Origin of the sequence: Bacteroides sp. NSJ-39, assembly GCF_014287315.1 — a bacterium.
Lineage (GTDB): Bacteria > Bacteroidota > Bacteroidia > Bacteroidales > Bacteroidaceae > Bacteroides > Bacteroides finegoldii.
Genome location: NZ_JACOOB010000026.1, coordinates 26963 through 44958 on the forward strand (window position 1 = coordinate 26963; position 17996 = coordinate 44958).

The 17996-nt window shown below is 40.6% G+C and carries 22 protein-coding genes and 1 pseudogene; 2 read left to right on the top strand and 21 right to left on the bottom strand.

Annotated elements, in window-relative coordinates:
* Positions 1–13: 13 nt before the first annotated feature.
* The 17 genes from rplN to pckA form a co-directional block, all read right to left on the bottom strand.
* Complete coding sequence (gene rplN, locus H8S63_RS18600) at positions 14–379, bottom strand: 50S ribosomal protein L14 (RefSeq protein WP_004296340.1); 366 nt, start codon at positions 377–379, stop codon at positions 14–16.
* Between the two features lie 2 nt (positions 380–381).
* Positions 382–651, bottom strand: a complete 270-nt coding sequence (gene rpsQ, locus H8S63_RS18605) for a 30S ribosomal protein S17 (RefSeq protein ID WP_004296341.1) — start codon at positions 649–651, stop codon at positions 382–384.
* Complete coding sequence (gene rpmC, locus H8S63_RS18610) at positions 648–845, bottom strand: 50S ribosomal protein L29 (protein ID WP_007747942.1); 198 nt, start codon at positions 843–845, stop codon at positions 648–650. The genes rpsQ and rpmC overlap by 4 nt, the downstream gene beginning before the upstream one ends.
* Before the next feature lie 5 nt (positions 846–850).
* Entirely contained in the window at positions 851–1285 is a 435-nt protein-coding gene (rplP, locus tag H8S63_RS18615) for a 50S ribosomal protein L16 (RefSeq protein WP_004291234.1), read from the bottom strand.
* Between the two features lie 23 nt (positions 1286–1308).
* Positions 1309–2040: a 30S ribosomal protein S3 gene (gene rpsC, locus H8S63_RS18620; RefSeq protein ID WP_005675430.1), complete on the bottom strand. Its 732-nt coding sequence runs from the start codon at positions 2038–2040 to the stop codon at positions 1309–1311.
* Between the two features lie 5 nt (positions 2041–2045).
* Positions 2046–2456, bottom strand: a complete 411-nt coding sequence (rplV, locus tag H8S63_RS18625; RefSeq protein WP_005675428.1) for a 50S ribosomal protein L22 — start codon at positions 2454–2456, stop codon at positions 2046–2048.
* Between the two features lie 34 nt (positions 2457–2490).
* Positions 2491–2760 (bottom strand): 30S ribosomal protein S19, encoded by a 270-nt coding sequence (gene rpsS, locus H8S63_RS18630; RefSeq protein ID WP_007747939.1) that lies wholly within the window; start codon positions 2758–2760, stop codon positions 2491–2493.
* A gap of 20 nt (positions 2761–2780) precedes the next feature.
* Positions 2781–3605: a 50S ribosomal protein L2 gene (rplB, locus tag H8S63_RS18635; protein WP_007747936.1), complete on the bottom strand. Its 825-nt coding sequence runs from the start codon at positions 3603–3605 to the stop codon at positions 2781–2783.
* Positions 3606–3610: 5 nt separating this feature from the next.
* Positions 3611–3901, bottom strand: a complete 291-nt coding sequence (gene rplW / locus H8S63_RS18640; protein ID WP_007747932.1) for a 50S ribosomal protein L23 — start codon at positions 3899–3901, stop codon at positions 3611–3613.
* Between the two features lie 16 nt (positions 3902–3917).
* Positions 3918–4544, bottom strand: coding sequence for a 50S ribosomal protein L4 (gene rplD, locus H8S63_RS18645; protein WP_007747930.1), 627 nt, complete (start codon positions 4542–4544; stop codon positions 3918–3920).
* Complete coding sequence (gene rplC, locus H8S63_RS18650; protein WP_007747928.1) at positions 4544–5161, bottom strand: 50S ribosomal protein L3; 618 nt, start codon at positions 5159–5161, stop codon at positions 4544–4546. Before rplC ends, rplD begins: the two co-directional genes overlap by 1 nt.
* A gap of 18 nt (positions 5162–5179) precedes the next feature.
* A complete protein-coding gene (gene rpsJ / locus H8S63_RS18655) occupies positions 5180–5485 on the bottom strand; it encodes a 30S ribosomal protein S10 (RefSeq protein ID WP_002558075.1) in 306 nt (101 codons plus the stop codon).
* Between the two features lie 81 nt (positions 5486–5566).
* Entirely contained in the window at positions 5567–7684 is a 2118-nt protein-coding gene (fusA, locus tag H8S63_RS18660) for an elongation factor G (protein WP_007747921.1), read from the bottom strand.
* 45 nt (positions 7685–7729) lie between these two features.
* Entirely contained in the window at positions 7730–8206 is a 477-nt protein-coding gene (gene rpsG, locus H8S63_RS18665) for a 30S ribosomal protein S7 (RefSeq protein WP_005675420.1), read from the bottom strand.
* A 144-nt stretch (positions 8207–8350) separates the two neighbouring features.
* Positions 8351–8752 carry a 30S ribosomal protein S12 gene (rpsL, locus tag H8S63_RS18670; protein WP_005675419.1) on the bottom strand — a complete coding sequence of 134 codons (402 nt, stop codon included), beginning with the start codon at positions 8750–8752 and terminating at the stop codon, positions 8351–8353.
* A gap of 136 nt (positions 8753–8888) precedes the next feature.
* Entirely contained in the window at positions 8889–9197 is a 309-nt protein-coding gene (locus H8S63_RS18675) for a DUF3467 domain-containing protein (protein ID WP_007761958.1), read from the bottom strand.
* 122 nt (positions 9198–9319) lie between these two features.
* Positions 9320–10927 carry a phosphoenolpyruvate carboxykinase (ATP) gene (gene pckA / locus H8S63_RS18680; RefSeq protein WP_186927609.1) on the bottom strand — a complete coding sequence of 536 codons (1608 nt, stop codon included), beginning with the start codon at positions 10925–10927 and terminating at the stop codon, positions 9320–9322.
* A 270-nt stretch (positions 10928–11197) separates the two neighbouring features.
* Between pckA and upp the strand changes: the two genes are divergently transcribed.
* Positions 11198–11851, top strand: a complete 654-nt coding sequence (gene upp / locus H8S63_RS18685; protein WP_186927610.1) for a uracil phosphoribosyltransferase — start codon at positions 11198–11200, stop codon at positions 11849–11851.
* 4 nt (positions 11852–11855) lie between these two features.
* Here the strand turns inward: upp and H8S63_RS18690 are convergent, their stop codons facing one another.
* The 4 genes from H8S63_RS18690 to H8S63_RS18705 form a co-directional block, all read right to left on the bottom strand.
* Positions 11856–12731 (bottom strand): AraC family transcriptional regulator, encoded by an 876-nt coding sequence (locus H8S63_RS18690; RefSeq protein ID WP_007747898.1) that lies wholly within the window; start codon positions 12729–12731, stop codon positions 11856–11858.
* Between the two features lie 38 nt (positions 12732–12769).
* Entirely contained in the window at positions 12770–14407 is a 1638-nt protein-coding gene (locus H8S63_RS18695; RefSeq protein WP_032839023.1) for a hypothetical protein, read from the bottom strand.
* A gap of 70 nt (positions 14408–14477) precedes the next feature.
* On the bottom strand, positions 14478–15569 hold the full coding sequence (locus tag H8S63_RS18700; RefSeq protein ID WP_007747893.1) for an HlyD family secretion protein: 1092 nt from the start codon (positions 15567–15569) through the stop codon (positions 14478–14480).
* Positions 15570–15580: 11 nt separating this feature from the next.
* Positions 15581–16912 (bottom strand): TolC family protein, encoded by a 1332-nt coding sequence (locus H8S63_RS18705; RefSeq protein WP_007747891.1) that lies wholly within the window; start codon positions 16910–16912, stop codon positions 15581–15583.
* 200 nt (positions 16913–17112) lie between these two features.
* Here H8S63_RS18705 and H8S63_RS20230 point away from each other — a divergent pair.
* Positions 17113–17474 (top strand): annotated as a pseudogene (locus tag H8S63_RS20230) (site-specific integrase); the annotation flags it as partial.
* Positions 17475–17996 lie beyond the last annotated feature (522 nt).

Consider the following 17996-nt stretch of genomic DNA (forward strand, 5'->3'; position numbering starts at 1 on the left):
ATCTTTTACAAAATTAAAGTACCTCAGGCGCAAGTGACACAACTTTCATGTTTGTAGCACGAAGTTCTCTTGCTACAGGACCGAAAATACGACTTCCTCTAATTTCACCTGCATTATTCAACAACACGCAAGCATTATCATCAAAACGTATATAAGAACCATCAGGACGACGGATTTCTTTCTTCGTACGTACAATCAAAGCCTTTGATACTGCACCTTTTTTAACATCACTAGAAGGGATAACGCTTTTCACTGAAACAACAATGACATCCCCCACTGAAGCATAGCGACGACCTGTACCACCCAAAACGCGGATACACAAAGCCTCTTTCGCTCCACTGTTATCACATACTGTAAGTCTGGATTCTACTTGTATCATAATTACTTAGCTCTTTCAATTATTTCTACTAATCTCCATCTTTTAGTCTTGCTCAAAGGACGAGTTTCCATAATGCTTACAGTATCACCGATATTGCATTCATTCTTTTCATCGTGAGCATGGTACTTCTTCGTTTTACTAACGAACTTACCATATATAGGGTGTTTTTCCTTAAACTTGGCAGCAACTGTGATAGTCTTATCCATCTTATTGCTCAACACAACCCCTGTTCTTTCTTTTCTTAAATTTCTTGCTTCCATCAAGCTGATCATTTATTGTTAAGTTCTCTTTGGCGTAACTCAGTTTTCATACGCGCAATAGTCCTGCGTAATTGTTTGATTTGAGCAGGATTTTCCAAAGGAGAAATAGAATGATTGATAACCATTTGGTCATAATTAGCTGTTTCTGCCTCTACTCTTTCTACTAAATCATTAGTAGTCATTTCTTTAATTTCTGCAATTTTCATAACACTTACGCATTTTGATTTTGAATATCATAATCACGTCTTACGACAAACTTCGTTGTAATAGGAAGCTTTTGAGCAGCTAAGCGCAATGCTTCTTTCGCGATTTCGTAAGATACTCCTTCAGCTTCAATAATGATTCTACCTGGAGTTACGGGAGCCACAAATCCCTCTGGAGCACCCTTACCTTTACCCATACGTACATCGGCAGGCTTTCTAGTGATCGGCTTATCCGGGAATATACGGATCCAGATCTGTCCTTGACGTTGCATATATCTTGTTACTGCAATACGAGCAGCTTCGATCTGACGGCCTGTAATCCACTTAGTCTCCAAAGCCTTTATGCCAAAAGAACCGAAGGCCAACTGGTTACCTCTCTGGGCATTACCTTTCTGACGGCCTTTCTGTTGTCTTCTGAATTTTGTCTTTTTCGGTTGTAACATAGTTTCCTAAAATTCAAATTCGTTTAGCGATTATTTTTCTTTCTTTTGAAGTTCTTTCCGCCGTTGTTTCCACCATTGTTTCCACGACCACTTTCTTTGCTTTGTGTAAAGTTCGGAGCCAATTCTCTCTTACCAAACACTTCACCTCTACAAATCCAAACCTTGATACCCAGCAAACCTACTTTAGTCAATGCTTCTGCATGACAGTAGTCGATATCAGCTCTGAAAGTGTGCAACGGAGTTCTTCCTTCTTTATACATTTCAGAACGGGCCATTTCAGCTCCATTCAAACGTCCTGAAATCTGAATTTTGATACCTTCAGCACCCATACGCATAGTGTTTGCGATAGCCATCTTGATGGCGCGGCGATAGGCAATTTTACCTTCTACCTGGCGAGCAATGTTATTAGCAACAATCACAGCATCCAGTTCCGGTCTTTTCACTTCAAAGATATTGATTTGAATATCTTTGTCGGTAACCTTCTTCAACTCTTCCTTCAACTTATCAACTTCCTGGCCACCTTTACCAATGATAATGCCTGGGCGAGCAGTACAAACAGTAATAGTAACGAGCTTCAGCGTACGTTCAATTACGATTCTTGATACACTTGCCTTTGCAAGTCTTGCATTAAGATATTTACGGATTTTGCTATCTTCCAGCAAAGAATCACCGTAATCATTTCCACCATACCAGTTAGAATCCCATCCTCTGATAATTCCTAAACGGTTGCTTATTGGATTAACTTTTTGTCCCATCTACCTTAATTTTGATCTTCGTTATTACTTTTAGCACCAACGAACAATGTTACGTGATTTGAACGTTTGCGAATTCTATAACCTCTACCCTGTGGTGCCGGTCTCATTCTTTTGAGTGTAGCTCCACCATCAACAAAAATCTTTGTTACGAACAATTCTCCGCTTTCAGCTTTACGTTCGTTTTTCTGTTCCCAGTTAGCAATTGCAGAGCGAAGCAATTTTTCCACTCTTGCAGCAGCTTCTTTTGAAGAAAATTTCAAAACACCAAGTGCTCTGTTCACTTCCATACCACGAATCATGTCTGCAACCAGACGCATCTTACGCGGAGAAGTAGGAACATTTTGCAATTTTGCAAAATACATGGTCTTAAGGGCTTCTTTTCTTTTTTCAGCCGATATTTTTTTTCTTGCTCCCATTATTATTATACTTTATTATTTCAAATAAATCCTGTTATTTTTTCTTATTACCAGCGTGTCCTCTGAATGTACGAGTTGGAGCAAATTCGCCCAACTTGTGTCCTACCATATTCTCGGTAACATAAACAGGAATAAATTTATTTCCATTGTGAACTGCAACTGTATGGCCTACAAAATCAGGCGAAATCATTGAAGCTCTGGCCCAAGTCTTTACTACGACTTTCTTACCTGATTCATTCATGGCAAGAATTCTCTTTTCAAGCTTAACGTTAATATATGGACCTTTTTTTAATGAACGACTCATAGTTTACTCAATTAATCAGATTACTTTTTTCTTCTCTCAATAATGTACTTAGATGATTGTTTCTTAGGAGCTCTAGTCTTAAGTCCCTTAGCATACAATCCCTTACGTGATCTTGGGTGACCTCCAGAAGCACGTCCTTCACCACCACCCATCGGGTGATCAACCGGGTTCATTACAACGCCACGGTTACGAGGACGACGTCCTTGCCAACGAGAACGTCCAGCTTTACCTGAACTTTCCAATCCATGATCAGAGTTACCTACACTACCGATAGTAGCTTTACAAGTGCTAAGAATCTGTCTTACTTCACCTGAAGGCAACTTAATTACACAGTACTTACCCTCACGAGAAGTCAACTGAGCAAAGTTACCAGCTGAGCGAACCAGAGCAGCACCCTGTCCCGGACGTAATTCAATATTGTGAATCACAGTACCCACCGGAATGTTTTGAAGAGGAAGAGCATTACCAATCTCTGGCGCTGCTGTTTCACCTGACATCAGAGTCGCACCAACTTGCAATCCATTGGGAGCAATAATATATCTTTTTTCTCCATCAGCATAAAATAACAGAGCGATACGAGCCGAACGGTTCGGATCGTATTCAATTGTTTTAACCACTGCTGGAACACCGTCCTTATTTCTCTTGAAATCAACAATTCTAATCACCTTTCTATGACCGCCACCAATGTAGCGCATAGTCATCTTACCTTCGTTGTTACGACCGCCAGATGATTTCTTACCATATACAAGAGACTTTTCTGGTACTGATGCAGTAATTTCCTCGAAAGTACCAATAATTTTATGTCTTTGCCCCGGTGTTGTGGGCTTAAATTTACGTACTGCCATTTTTATTAAATATTGCTATAAAAATCAATAGTATCTCCTTCTTTCAATGTTACGATTGCTTTTTTGAAAGCATTCGTACGACCATTGATGATACCTGCTTTGGTATAACGGCTCTTATTTTTGCCAGCATACTTCACAGTATTCACATCAACCACTGTAACATTATAAAGAGCTTCAACTTCCTTCTTAATTTCCAGTTTGTTAGCATCAGGACGCACAACAAAGCCGAAACGATTCAGCTTATCTGTAATTGCAGTCATTTTCTCTGTTACCAACGGTTTAATAATAATTCCCATTATTTAAGCCTCCTATTTAAATTAAGATATTGTCAATAGCTTTCAGAGAGTTTTCTGTAAGCATAACAACCCCAGCATTCAATACTCTGTAAGTATTTAATCCTGAGATAGTCTGAACATTAGCACCCTCGATGTTACGAGCTGACAAATATACGTTTTTATTTGCTTCCGGTAAAATCACAAGTAGCTTTTTATCGGAAACTTTAAGATTTTTTGTCATTGCAACGAAATCTTTCGTCTTTGGAGCTTCAAAATTGAAATCTTCAACGACAACGATCGCATTGTTTTGAGCTTTATAAGACAAAGCGGACTTACGAGCCAATGTCTTAACTTTTTTATTTAACTTGAAGAAGTAGTCTCTTGGTTTCGGGCCGAATACGCGAGCACCACCAACAAGAACCGGTGAATTCATATCACCACGACGTGCTCCACCGCCACCTTTCTGACGACCGATCTTACGAGTAGAACCACTGATTTCACTTCTTTCTTTTGACTTATGAGTACCCTGACGCTGATTAGCCATAAACTGCTTTACGTCCAAATAAATAGCGTGGTCGTTGGGCTCAATTCCGAAGATAGATTCGTTTAACGTAACCTTTCTCCCAGTGTCTTCACCTTTAATGTTATATACGTTAACTTCCATTATTTCTCAATTAATACGATTGAACCTTTGCAACCCGGGATAGAACCTTTAACCAAAAGAAGGTTATGATCCGCGATTACTTTTAATACCTGCAAGTTTTGTACAGTGACTCTGTCACCACCAAGCTGTCCCCCCATACGCATTCCTTTGAATACCTTTGCAGGGTAAGAACAAGCACCGATAGAACCCGGCTTACGAGCACGGTTGTGCTGTCCGTGAGTAGTCTGACCTACACCACCAAAACCATGTCTTTTTACTACGCCCTGGAAACCTTTACCTTTAGAAGTACCAACAACGTCAACAAAGTTAGCGTCATTAAACATTTCTACAGTAACTGTATCACCCAGATTCAATTCTGTTTCAAATTCTTTGAACTCAGCCAAGTGTCTCTTCGGTGTTACTCCAGCTTTTTTAAAGTGACCCATCAACGGTTTAGTTGTGTGCTTTTCCTTTTTGTCTTGGAAACCCAACTGAACAGCTTCATAGCCATCCTTTTCTACAGTTTTAACTTGAGTAACAACACAAGGACCTGCTTCGATAACAGTGCATGGTACATTTTTACCATCGGCACTGAAAACGGATGTCATTCCGATTTTTTTTCCTAATAATCCTGGCATTTCACTAATTTTTAATTATCAAACTTTAATTTCTACTTCCACACCACTCGGTAACTCCAACTTCATCAGAGCATCTACCGTCTTAGCTGTTGAGCTATAGATGTCGATCAATCTCTTGTAAGAAGAGAGTTCAAACTGTTCACGAGACTTTTTGTTTACGAAAGTCGAGCGGTTCACTGTAAAGATACGCTTGTGCGTAGGAAGAGGAATTGGACCACTAACAATAGCACCCGTAGCCTTTACGGTTCTTACAATCTTCTCAGCTGATTTGTCAACCAAGTTGTGGTCGTAAGATTTCAATTTAATTCTAATTTTCTGACTCATTACAATTTTAAATTTAGATAGTTATAAATAAGATAAAGCCGCAGGCTAAGAGTCATTCGCTAGCCTGCTGCCTTAGATATTTTAGAGTAAATCAGCACGTCCCTTCACTTCTTCCAATACAGCCTTAGCAATAGAAGTAGAAACCTGAGCGTGATGAGAGTAAACCATAGATGAAGTTGCACGACCTGAAGTGATTGTACGCAACGCTGTTACATAACCAAACATTTCAGCTAACGGAACCATTGCTTTCACGATACGAGCACCTGAACGGCTGGACTCCATACCTTCAACCTGGCCACGACGTTTGTTCAAGTCACCAATGACATCACCCATATTTTCTTCCGGAGTTACAACCTCCAACTTCATGATAGGCTCCATCAGCACCGGACCTGCCTTAGCACATGCATTCTTATATGCTTGGATAGCACAAATTTCGAAAGACAACTGGTCAGAGTCAACCGGATGGAATGAACCATCAACCAAAGTTACTTTCAGTGAATCCAACGGATAACCCGCCAATACACCATTTTTCATCGCAGTTGTAAAACCTTTCTGAACCGACGGAATAAATTCTTTAGGAATATTACCACCCTTTACTTCATCAACAAATTGCAATCCACCTTCCTTGAAGTCTTCATCAACCGGACCAATCTTAACTATGATATCAGCAAACTTACCACGACCACCGGATTGTTTCTTATAAACTTCGCGAAGATCAACTGTTTTTGTAATTGCTTCTTTGTAGTTAACCTGCGGTTTACCTTGATTACATTCTACTTTGAACTCACGTTTCAAACGGTCGATAATGATATCCAAGTGAAGCTCACCCATACCAGAGATAACAGTCTGACCTGTCTGCTCATCAGTTTTTACCGTAAACGTCGGATCTTCCTCAGCAAGCTTAGACAAACCATTAGACAATTTATCCATGTCTTTCTGAGTTTTAGGCTCAACCGCAATACCGATAACCGGTTCCGGGAAGTCCATAGACTCAAGTACAATCGGAGCACTTTCGTCACACAATGTATCACCTGTATGGATATCTTTAAAACCTACACCTGCACCGATATCACCAGCACCGATTACTTCAACCGGATTCTGTTTGTTTGAATGCATCTGGAACAGACGAGAAACACGTTCTTTCTTTCCAGAGCGAGAGTTGTAAATATAAGAACCAGCTTCGATCTTACCTGAATATACACGGAAGAAAGTCAAACGACCAACATACGGGTCAGTAGCAATCTTAAACGCCAAAGCTGATGTCTTTTCATCATCACTCGGTTTACGATCTTCTTCTGCACCAGTATTCGGATTTGTACCTATCACATTTTCAGTATCCAATGGAGAAGGCAAGAAAGCACAAACGTAGTCAAGCAAAGTCTGTACACCTTTATTCTTGAATGAAGAACCGCAAAGCATTGGAACAACAGCCATTTGAACAGTTGCATTACGAAGAGCTCTCAAGACTTCTTCTTCTGTAATAGTAGAAGGATCATCGAAATATTTCTCCATCAAAGCATCATCAAATTCAGCTACTTTTTCGAGCATTTTATCTCTCCATTCGTTTGCTTCATCAACAAGATCTGCTGGAATTTCTTCTACAGTATAGTCAGCACCCATTGTTTCATCATGCCAATAGATAGCTTTCATTTTGATAAGGTCAACAAGACCTTTGAAAGATTCTTCAGCACCGATAGGAACAACAATAGGACAAGGATTAGCTCCAAGCACATCCTTCATCTGACGAACTACTTCAAAGAAGTCTGCACCAGAGCGGTCCATCTTGTTTACGTAGGCAATACGAGGTACATTGTACTTGTCAGCCTGACGCCATACAGTTTCTGACTGAGGTTCTACACCACCTACTGCACAGTAAGCAGCAACAGCACCATCCAAGATACGCAATGAGCGCTCTACCTCAGCAGTAAAGTCAACGTGTCCCGGAGTGTCAATCAAGTTAATTTTATAAGTATCACCTGCATATTGCCAACGCGTAGTCGTTGCTGCAGATGTAATAGTAATACCACGTTCTTGTTCCTGCTCCATCCAGTCCATAGTAGCAGCACCATCATGTACCTCACCAATTTTGTGAGTCAATCCGGTATAGAACAGAATACGTTCAGAAGTTGTTGTTTTTCCGGCATCGATGTGAGCCATGATACCGATATTACGAGTCAAATGTAAATCTTGCTTAGCCATCTTAATTCCTTTTACTTTAAGTTTTAATGATTGTATCTTATAGTATTAGAATCTAAAATGAGCAAATGCACGGTTAGCTTCAGCCATTCTGTGCATATCTTCTTTACGCTTGTATGCACCACCTTGTTCATTGAAGGCATCCATGATTTCAGCAGCCAGCTTATCAGCCATTGATTTACCACCTCTTTTACGAGCAAACAGAATCAGATTCTTCATTGAGATTGATTCTTTACGATCCGGACGGATTTCAGTAGGAACTTGGAAAGTAGCACCACCTACACGGCGAGACTTAACTTCCACTTGCGGAGTCACATTATCCAAAGCCTTTTTCCAGATTTCGAGAGCAGATTTTTCTTCATTAGGAAGTTTCACTTTCACTGTTTCCAGAGCGGCATAAAAGATTTCATAAGATGTATTCTTTTTACCATCATACATCAAATGGTTTACGAACTTAGAAACCTTTTGGTCATTAAACACGGGATCCGGAAGGATAACGCGTTTTTTTGGTTTTGCTTTTCTCATTTGTTTGAAAAATAATGTTTTTTGTTCTTGGTTGTCTACTTCTTGACTTCTTCAACTCTCCCACCGGAGAATTTACTCAACCTTTAGCATCTCCAACAAACTAAAACGTAAGTTATTACTTTAATTTTAATTAGGTTTTAATCCTTATTTTTTCTTAGCCGGTGCAGCTTGTCCCGGTTTCGGACGCTTAGCGCCGTATTTAGAACGTCTTTGAGTACGACCAGCAACACCTGCTGTATCAAGAGTTCCACGTACAATGTGATAACGTACACCTGGAAGGTCTTTTACACGACCGCCACGTACCAAAACGATTGAGTGTTCCTGCAAGTTGTGTCCTTCTCCCGGAATGTATGAGTTAACCTCTTTTTGGTTAGTCAAACGTACACGAGCTACTTTACGCATTGCAGAGTTCGGCTTCTTCGGAGTAGTAGTATATACTCTCACGCAAACGCCACGTCTTTGAGGACAAGAATCCAAGGCCGGAGATTTACTTTTCTCCACCAGCACTTCGCGTCCTTTTCTTACTAATTGCTGAATTGTAGGCATTTTAATTGTTTTTTGATTTATATTATTGTTATATTAATTTCGTAACTATACATTTTGGGCTGCAAAAATACGAATAATATTTGAATATTCAATGCACTACAACCTTTTTTTATTTTTTAATATTTTTATATCAGTCTCACGCTTCGCCTTTTACGCTCGCTAAAGGAGGAATCGAAGATTCGTCAGAAGTACGTATCGGACCAAATACCCGTTCATATTTAGCGATATTATCTTCTAAAGCCCGCAACAGGCGTTTTGCATGCTCAGGAGCTACAACAATACGAGATTGCACTCCAGCCTTAGGCATACCCGGCATGACACGTATAAAATCAAGAATAAATTCTGAGCTTGAATGGGTAATGATAGCAAGATTGGCATATGTACCCTGTGCCACTTCTTCCTTCAATTCAATCTGCAATTGACCGTTATTATTTTGTTCTTCCATATTTTATATGATTAATAGTTATTCTGCAAAATAACGCAATTTTCTTTAGATATTTTCATGTTGAGCAAACAAAAAAGCGGTCCGACATTCGAACCGCTTTTCTATTATATCTGATTTTCCAATTAGAGCTTCGGACCTGCAGCAACCAAAGCCTTACCAGCTTCGTTACCTGTAAACTTAGCAAAGTTCTTGATGAAACGTCCAGCCAAATCTTTTGCTTTCTCTTCCCATTTGCAAGCACATTCATAAGTATCGCGCGGATCAAGGATTTTCGGATCAACACCCGGAAGTTCTGTAGGAACAACAAAATCGAAATAAGGAATAACCTTAGTCGGAGCTTTGTCGATAGAACCGTCAAGGATAGCATCGATAATACCACGAGTATCTTTGATAGAGATACGTTTGCCGGAACCATTCCAGCCAGTGTTAACCAAGTATGCTTTAGCACCGGTCATTTCCATTTTCTTAACCAGTTCTTCTGCATATTTAGTCGGGTGCAATGACAAGAAAGCAGCACCGAAGCAGGCTGAGAAAGTCGGAGTAGGTTCAGTGATACCGCGTTCTGTACCAGCCAACTTAGCTGTAAATCCAGACAAGAAGTAGTATTGAGCCTGCTCAGGATTCAAGATAGACACCGGAGGCAATACACCGAACGCATCAGCAGACAAGAAAATAACCTGTTTAGCGTGAGGGCCTTTAGATACAGGTTTAACGATGTTTTCGATGTGATAAATAGGATAAGAAACACGAGTATTTTCCGTTACACTCTTATCCGTGAAATCGATCTTACCATTAGCATCAACAGTTACGTTTTCCAGTAAAGCGTCACGCTTGATAGCATTGTAAATATCCGGTTCACTGTCTTTATCCAAGTTGATAACCTTAGCATAACAACCACCTTCGTAGTTGAATACACCTTCGTTATCCCATCCGTGTTCATCGTCACCAATCAATTTACGTTTCGGGTCAGTAGACAAAGTAGTCTTACCTGTACCTGACAGACCGAAGAAAATAGCAGAGCTAGTACCTTCCATATCTGTGTTAGCAGAACAGTGCATAGAAGCGATACCACGAAGCGGATTCATGTAGTTCATGATAGAGAACATACCTTTCTTCATTTCACCACCGTACCAAGTGTTCAGGATAACTTGTTCTTTAGTCTTCAAGTTGAATACTGTAGCAGTTTCTGAGTTTAAGCCCAATTCTTTGTAGTTGTCAACTTTAGCCTTAGAAGCGTTGAAGCATACAAAATCAGGTTCTCCGTAGTTAGCAAGCTCTTCTGCTGTCGGGCGAATAAACATATTAGTTACGAAGTGAGCCTGCCAAGCTACTTCCATGATAAAACGTACTTTCATACGAGTAGCTTCGTTAGCGCCACAGAAAGTATCAACAACGAACAAGCGCTTGCCAGACAACTGTTTCACAGCTTTAGCCTTCAAGTCAGCCCAAGCTTCTTCAGTACAAGGTTTGTTGTCGTTTTTGTATTCGTCAGAAGTCCACCATACTGAATTTTCAGAAGCTTCATTCTTAACGAAGAATTTATCTTTAGGAGAGCGACCGGTATAGATACCTGTCATTACATTAACAGCACCTAATTCAGTTACTTGACCTTTTTCAAAGCCTTCCAGACTCGGTTTTGTTTCTTCAGCGAACAAAACATCATAAGACGGGTTGTGCAGGATTTCTGTTACACCTGTAATACCGTACTTGCTCAAATCTAAATTTGCCATTTTCTTTTGAATTAATTAAAATTGGTATTTTGTTTTATTATCTCTTTCTATGATATATAAATGCAGAGGAGATTGGATACCCTCTTGTAAATCCGGGTACAAAAGTAATACTTTCTTTGGAATGCAAGAAGGGATTAGAGAAATTTTTCCCTAATTGAATCTCTTTTATAAATTCCTAACAATATCTGCAAACTGAATATTGCAATTTGAAAGATTATCGCTTACTTTGCAAAACAAAATAATGCGGGATACATTAAATAATTATTCATCATGAAAGTAGTTGATTTTAGCAAAACAAATTCGATTCTAAACCAATACGTCTCCGAAATTAGAAATGTAGAAGTTCAGAACGACCGCCTGCGTTTCCGCCGTAACATTGAGCGTATCGGAGAAATCATGGCTTATGAAATGAGTAAGGAGTTTACCTACTCGGTAAAGAACATTCGGACACCTCTCGGAATCGCCCCAGTCAGCACTCCGGACAACCAATTGGTTATCAGTACTATTCTACGTGCCGGTCTACCTTTTCATCAAGGCTTCCTAAGCTATTTTGACGGAGCGGAGAACGCATTTGTTTCTGCTTACCGTAAATATAAGGATACACTGAAATTTGATATACACATAGAATATATTGCTTCACCACGCATTGATGACAAAACACTAATCATCACAGATCCCATGTTGGCAACGGGTAGTAGCATGGAACTCAGTTATCAGGCAATGCTGACCAAAGGTCACCCAGCCGAGATTCATGTAGCTTCCATTATCGCCAGCCAACAAGCCATCGAACATATCAAAAATATATTCCCCGAAGACAAGACTATTATCTGGTGTGCCGCTATTGATCCTGAAATCAACGAACATTCTTATATCGTTCCCGGATTGGGTGACGCAGGCGACCTTGCTTACGGAGAAAAGGAATAATCCTTTAGAGACTTTTCCGATACTGTTGTGGCGACATCCCCATTTGCTTCTTAAAGAAAGTACCAAAATAGGAGGCATTTGGGAAGCCAAAGTCATTGGATATTTCCTGAATATTTTTTTGAGTATTTTTAAGCAAGGAGATACATTTACGTATAATCGCCTTAAAAACGAGTTCCTGTACCGTATATCCACAGATACTTTTAGATATAGCAGACAAGTATTTGGGTGACAGACATAATTTATCTGCATAAAATTCGACTCCCCGCTCCTGCATATAATGCTGCTCGATCAGTTGAATCAAGCGGATAAAGGTTTCACGCTTACGCCCTCCCGCATCTCGTCTTTCACCAACAAGTTTACGATTATAAATAGAGCAAATCCGGTATGTCAGTGCAAGCAGAAGCAGCTTCTGTTCATAGAACTTAAATGAATTCTCTTCAGGCTGCAAAGCACTATCCAACAAAGACATATATTTCAGAATATCTTCCTCCTCACCGGTATTCCACACGCAAGAAGGGGCTTCAGATGTCAACCGAGAATACATATACATGGAAACAACCAGATTACCCATAATATCCCGAATAGGATCTATCTGATAAAACAACATCTGTATTTCCAAATCCCTAGATTCTTCGAGGATCTGAAATTCACCATCTTCAGGAATAAACAAACTTTCACCCGCCTTAGCCAAATGTTTCTTCTGATTGAGTAAAAACAAAAACTCTCCTTGTCCACAAACAATCACCCCCAACCCCTTCATACGAAAAGGTGCTTGCAGCGGGGAGGGAAAAGTCACAAATATTCCTCTTGAACTACATATATTTTTTCCGTTTAGCAAATCGCGTTCAAACTGCAGCAAACGATCTCGTCCAATTCCCATTATAACAACATATTAACAGAGTACTACTAAAAACGGCACTAAGTTAACAATTTTCGTTTAGGATAAGGAATAACAAGCACAAATATCATACAAATTAATCCACCATAGATCGTCCATCCCGCCATTTCTTTAAGAGCGGAAAGTGTAGCCTGCACCTGAATACGGCCTTTGGTAGATATGGCGGCCATATTACGGGCTTCCGTCTCACTCTTCCCCTGATATTTCATTCCTTGCACCGTACCGAGAAAAGAAGCGGAAGCATCCGGATTAAGCAGGTCCACATTCTGTGCATAACGGGTTACATAATGTTGTTGCCGTTCTTGCAATACATTTGTATAGAGTGCTCCTCCAATGCTCGGCCCCACAACCATACGCACGGTAAGCATAATGCAGATCCATGTGGAAAGATATTTAAAGGGCATACGTTGGTTAGCATAGGCAGCTGTCAGCGCATACAAAATCATCATACCCGTGGCACGGATAATAACCGCATATTTCAAACGCTCATAAACTCCTGCGGTCTGCACTTCAAAATACATGAATACGGCAGACAAAGACAGAAAAAAGAATCCCATAGCAAATAGATACTTAAAATGCAATCCTTTACTTCCCAACGCCATAGCAAGTACAGCACCAATAGCATACCCTACCATGCACCAGTTACCCAACGCCGCATTCTGTAAATTATCAATATGCATACCGACCCCCGCAAACACATTGACAAACATTGCACTGGAGTTTATCACCATCAACAACAAATAAAGTAATGCTCCCATACGTATGGTACGCAGTTTAAACGCATCCAACAATACATAAGGAGAGCGGCGCCTCGCATCCATATAAAGAAATATTCCCGCAAAAAGAATACTGACAGCCGTCGCCCACCGGATGGACTCATCATCATACCAATCGAGTACTTTCCCATAGACCAACACATAAGTGAGGCACGTCAAAGAGACGCAAAACGCTGTAACATTGCCAAATTTACGAAAATTAATAGGAAACCGTCCCGGAAACTTATAATTCGGCATAGTTATAAAAAGAAGTAAAATAGATACCAGCAGAATCCCCATCATAAAATAGTATACATATTTCCACTCATATTCAAAGGACAGCCAGGCCGTCAGCGCCGTACCTGACTGTCCCAGAATCATAAAAAACAGATAAACTGCCGGTTGACTCACACACCGGTCAATATCCAGCTTATTCCATCCGGAAGCGTCTTTCGGTTCCAAACCGGGAGTAATGTTGCGGGTAGCTTCCATACCACCGGCATACCAAATGAGCGTAAACAAATTGACCATCATCAGCACCATGCGCAAAAAGCCTGTCAAAAGACTGCAAAGTGCCAACAGAAAAACACTATCAGTCTTTGCACAGATATAGCTGAATATATACATGAATGCAAACCCGACAATACACATCATCTTTTCCCGCCGCACACATACCAGTTGATAAAGGAAGGGAGCAAAAGCCGCCATACCTATCGAAGTTACAAAGTTGGCAAACTGTATATGTTCGGAGATAATACCAAGCCCACTCATCATTTCGGTACTATTGACCGAATAAACCCCACCTACCGTAAGAATCGGCAGAAAGAAGAACAAAAGAATTATAATACCCAACGGCTTGGGCATCCAACTGTAAAAAGGATAGTTTTTAGGATAAGAGGGCATTGGGTTTAATAAAAAATTATAAATTAAAAATTAAAGAAGGAGATATAGTGCGGGAGGAGGTGGTAGGTAATTAGAGTTTAGCTTTCACCACTACCATCATACCGGCAGCCAATCGTTCATTATCCTCTTTGGACAAATCGGTAAAATCAATTCGCACCGGAATACGCTGCTGAATCTTCACAAAGTTGCCTGCTGAATTATCCGTTGGTACTAATGAATATTTGGATCCGGTAGCTCCGGATATGGAGGTCACCTTCCCTTTGAATTCTTTATCACTGATCGCATCTACCGTAACAGATACCTCTTGTCCAATACTCAGATTTTCTATCTGTGTCTCCTTATAATTAGCCACAATCCATTTTTGCGTATTGGGGAGAATATACGTAATAGTCTGTCCGGCTGCAATAAATTGCCCCTCTTCTAAAGAACGACGTCCCAGTTTTCCATCACATGGAGCCACCACAACCGTATAAGAAAGATTCAAACGTGCCATTTCGAGTGCAGCCGTTGCTCTTTGGATGGCAGCTTCAGTACTCACACGGCGATAAGACACTTCATCCACACCGGAAAGAGCTGCCTTTTTCTGTCTTTTCACAGCCTCCAGCTTCTTACGTGTAGCTTCATAGTCCGTGACAATCTGTTCCAACTGAATGGGAGTAGCCGCTTTCCGTTCCACCAGATTCTCATATCGCTTCCTGTCTTTTTCCAACTTCGCCAAACGCACCTCAATCTCCGCGATAGACGCGTCATAAACGGTTGCTGTTGTCTGTGTTGTATTGAGTGTCGCATTGATAACCGTTGCACCGGCTTGCGCATCTTTCAAAGCAGCCTCCGCTTCCATTACCCGAATCTTATATTCACGATCGTCAAGTACCAGTAACGTATCTCCCTTACGTACCTCCTGATGCTCGGTAAAATAGATTTTGTCAATATAGCCGGATGCACGCAAGTTGATAGGCGACACATATTGTTCTATCTGTGCATCGTTACTAGTCTCCGTCTGACTATAATTCAGGAAAAGACAGATCACTTCAATCACTCCCCAAACGATAATAGCCACTCCCAAAAGGCTGACTGCTATCTGCCACCGACGAAGTTTCTTCATCTTCTTCGCTTTCTCCTGATGAGTAGCGGAAGGAATATTATTTTCCATTGTTTCCATATTTATGATTATTATTTGACTAATGATTCGATTTGTCCGGTCAGTTTCAACAACATTAGGTTAGTGATCCGGTAATTATAGTGCGCGCTAATATAATTATTCTGCGCCTCACTCATTTGCATCTCATCCTGCAACACTTCAGTCATAGAAGCAATTCCTTCACGGTAACGGTCGGATGTGACCGTATACACATCTTCCGCCAACAAATAATTATCCTTCTGCTTCTTAAAGTTACGCTGATTGTTCATCAAGTCGTTCACGGCATTCAGATACTGAGTTTGCAGACTCTTCCGGGCATTTTCCCATGCCAACTTACTGTTCTCGATATCAATCATCGCCTTCTTGATTTTATATGTCTTATCCAGCCCGTCGAAGATAGGAATACGCAACGTCAGTCCCAACCCGTAAGAGCGGAACCAATGGTTGGATGGGCCGGAGTGAAACCAGTGGTAGCCTTTATCCGTATAAGCAGCATATCGCCAACTACCCGTCAAGCTAAGTGAAGGTATATAACCGTTACTAATTATCTTCTTTTGTTTCTCTGCCAGTTGTACTTGTGATTGTGAAAGTTGAAGTTCATAAATATTTTCCGACAAACCGGTCAAAGCCACTGTAGTAATACTATCGGTATTTACCGGTGTTAATACAAACTCCTTTTCAGCCGGATAATCCATTATATATTTCAACATATTCAACTGCTGTTTCATCATAGCCTGCGCATTGTCATATTGTACCTTCAGATTTTCCAAATTTATATTCACTCTTTTCAGATCGACTTCCATAGACATTCCGTTATCAAAAAAAGCTTGCGTAATATCCCTCAATTCTTCCAAACGAGTGATATTAGCTTTTATCAGTACTATCTGTTCGGCCGTAACCTGTCCGAGATAATACATCTTACTGATTTGCATAATGATATCCTCCCTAGCCTTTCCATAAGACAGGCGGCTGATTTCCTCCATCACCTTAGCTATGGACATAGAGGTATAGAGTGTCTGGTTGAAAAGCGGCATTTGCATTTCTAACCCCGCATTGGCAGTATGCTGCAATGTTTTCGTAATATTATAAGGGACACCATAAGAAGAGCCGTCAGTAACGGACACAGGTGGATCAAAATTGTTATTATAACCGGCTATCACCGTTATCTGTGGTAATAACTTCGACCGGTTCTCAGATACGCCATACTTGCTTTTCTGTATTTCTTTGCGTTTCCCCTCCAACGACAAGTTATTGTCAATACCAATACGAAGGCAATCCTCTAATGTCAGGGTCTCCACCTCTTGCGCTTTTCCGTCCACAACAAGTAAGGAAAGAAAAGAAAATATGAATAGTAGTCTTCTCATAATATATATGCTATTATTGGCTGCAAATTTAGCAGCTTATGACATAATAAGAGTATCCACAAACTATTTGTTTATATTCATATTTTCCCTTTTCGAGCAATAATCTACCCAAAACCGGACTATTCCGGATATACTGCATAGAAAAACAAAACGACTCTCTTCCTTTCGGAAGAGAGTCGTTCCTATCAAACTCAGCTACTTTTTCATATATCACCGGGGAGTTCGCCGAATCGTTCAAGATCTTTCTCAAGAAGGAGTTGAGACGCAGGAACGGGCACATGAATCATTGCTTGTGCTGGCCCAACCGGCTCATATATATCGCTGTAGACAGGAAAGTATTGTGGCCCAACCCGATAAAAGATATGGCATACGAGAAGAAAGAAGCACCTAAATTAAAGCATATCAGCCGCAGTGAACAGAAACGGATGACGTAAATCCCGATGCCCGACCTGATGATGGAACTGGCGCGCAGGGTGTTCATCTTCCCTCGCTGACCGGTCTGGCCTACGTGGATACGAGGGCTCTCCATCACCGTCACATCGGAATAACCTCGGAAGGAAGAATATTAAGGAAAACATGAGAAGCAAGCACGACCGGCAGGAATAGTCATGGATAGTCGTTTTGTGTCATATGGGGAGGAAAAAGAAAACTGAAGCGGGTCTGGATTCACGCCCCCCTTTGGGTATGTGAAAGAAACGTTGCGATGAAAGAAAAAACTCCTTTTCGCACATGGATGAAACAATGCCGGAAGTCCGGCAATAAAAAGATGTGGCTTCTCTAACCCGAGTAAATGCCATGATTACAGACTTCTTTTTGTTCCTATACCATCAGACCGGTTACCTTCAGGTTAACAACTTATCCAACCTATGATAGATCCGGATGTGAAAAGATTACTTTGACTGACTATTACAATATAATAAGTAGAATCATGTCAAATCTACTGTCTGCTATTGTCTGTTGATAACGGCTGGCAGTAGAACAAACTTTCGTTAAACCAATACGTTCATTCTTTATTATCAAGTTTTTAGGCTACCTTTGTATTTTATTAACTTATTTACCAAACATTATGGGACTACTCAAACCG

Bases quoted from the DNA above. Each gene is read 5' to 3' on its own strand.
- H8S63_RS18695 (WP_032839023.1), bottom strand. From the start codon at position 14,407: ATGCCCTCTTATCCTAAAAACTATCCTTTTTACAGTTGGATGCCCAAG.
- H8S63_RS18705 (WP_007747891.1), bottom strand. From the start codon at position 16,912: ATGAGAAGACTACTATTCATATTTTCTTTTCTTTCCTTACTTGTTGTG.
- rplP (WP_004291234.1), bottom strand. From the start codon at position 1,285: ATGTTACAACCGAAAAAGACAAAATTCAGAAGACAACAGAAAGGCCGT.
- rpsG (WP_005675420.1), bottom strand. From the start codon at position 8,206: ATGAGAAAAGCAAAACCAAAAAAACGCGTTATCCTTCCGGATCCCGTG.
- rpsJ (WP_002558075.1), bottom strand. From the start codon at position 5,485: ATGAGTCAGAAAATTAGAATTAAATTGAAATCTTACGACCACAACTTG.
- rplB (WP_007747936.1), bottom strand. From the start codon at position 3,605: ATGGCAGTACGTAAATTTAAGCCCACAACACCGGGGCAAAGACATAAA.
- rplD (WP_007747930.1), bottom strand. From the start codon at position 4,544: ATGGAAGTTAACGTATATAACATTAAAGGTGAAGACACTGGGAGAAAG.
- pckA (WP_186927609.1), bottom strand. From the start codon at position 10,927: ATGGCAAATTTAGATTTGAGCAAGTACGGTATTACAGGTGTAACAGAA.
- rpsS (WP_007747939.1), bottom strand. From the start codon at position 2,760: ATGAGTCGTTCATTAAAAAAAGGTCCATATATTAACGTTAAGCTTGAA.
- fusA (WP_007747921.1), bottom strand. From the start codon at position 7,684: ATGGCTAAGCAAGATTTACATTTGACTCGTAATATCGGTATCATGGCT.
- rpsC (WP_005675430.1), bottom strand. From the start codon at position 2,040: ATGGGACAAAAAGTTAATCCAATAAGCAACCGTTTAGGAATTATCAGA.
- rplW (WP_007747932.1), bottom strand. From the start codon at position 3,901: ATGGGAATTATTATTAAACCGTTGGTAACAGAGAAAATGACTGCAATT.
- rpmC (WP_007747942.1), bottom strand. From the start codon at position 845: ATGAAAATTGCAGAAATTAAAGAAATGACTACTAATGATTTAGTAGAA.
- H8S63_RS18675 (WP_007761958.1), bottom strand. From the start codon at position 9,197: ATGGAAGAACAAAATAATAACGGTCAATTGCAGATTGAATTGAAGGAA.
- rpsQ (WP_004296341.1), bottom strand. From the start codon at position 651: ATGATCAGCTTGATGGAAGCAAGAAATTTAAGAAAAGAAAGAACAGGG.
- rplN (WP_004296340.1), bottom strand. From the start codon at position 379: ATGATACAAGTAGAATCCAGACTTACAGTATGTGATAACAGTGGAGCG.
- rpsL (WP_005675419.1), bottom strand. From the start codon at position 8,752: ATGCCTACAATTCAGCAATTAGTAAGAAAAGGACGCGAAGTGCTGGTG.
- H8S63_RS18690 (WP_007747898.1), bottom strand. From the start codon at position 12,731: ATGGGAATTGGACGAGATCGTTTGCTGCAGTTTGAACGCGATTTGCTA.
- rplC (WP_007747928.1), bottom strand. From the start codon at position 5,161: ATGCCAGGATTATTAGGAAAAAAAATCGGAATGACATCCGTTTTCAGT.
- upp (WP_186927610.1), top strand. From the start codon at position 11,198: ATGAAAGTAGTTGATTTTAGCAAAACAAATTCGATTCTAAACCAATAC.
- H8S63_RS18700 (WP_007747893.1), bottom strand. From the start codon at position 15,569: ATGGAAACAATGGAAAATAATATTCCTTCCGCTACTCATCAGGAGAAA.
- rplV (WP_005675428.1), bottom strand. From the start codon at position 2,456: ATGGGAGCAAGAAAAAAAATATCGGCTGAAAAAAGAAAAGAAGCCCTT.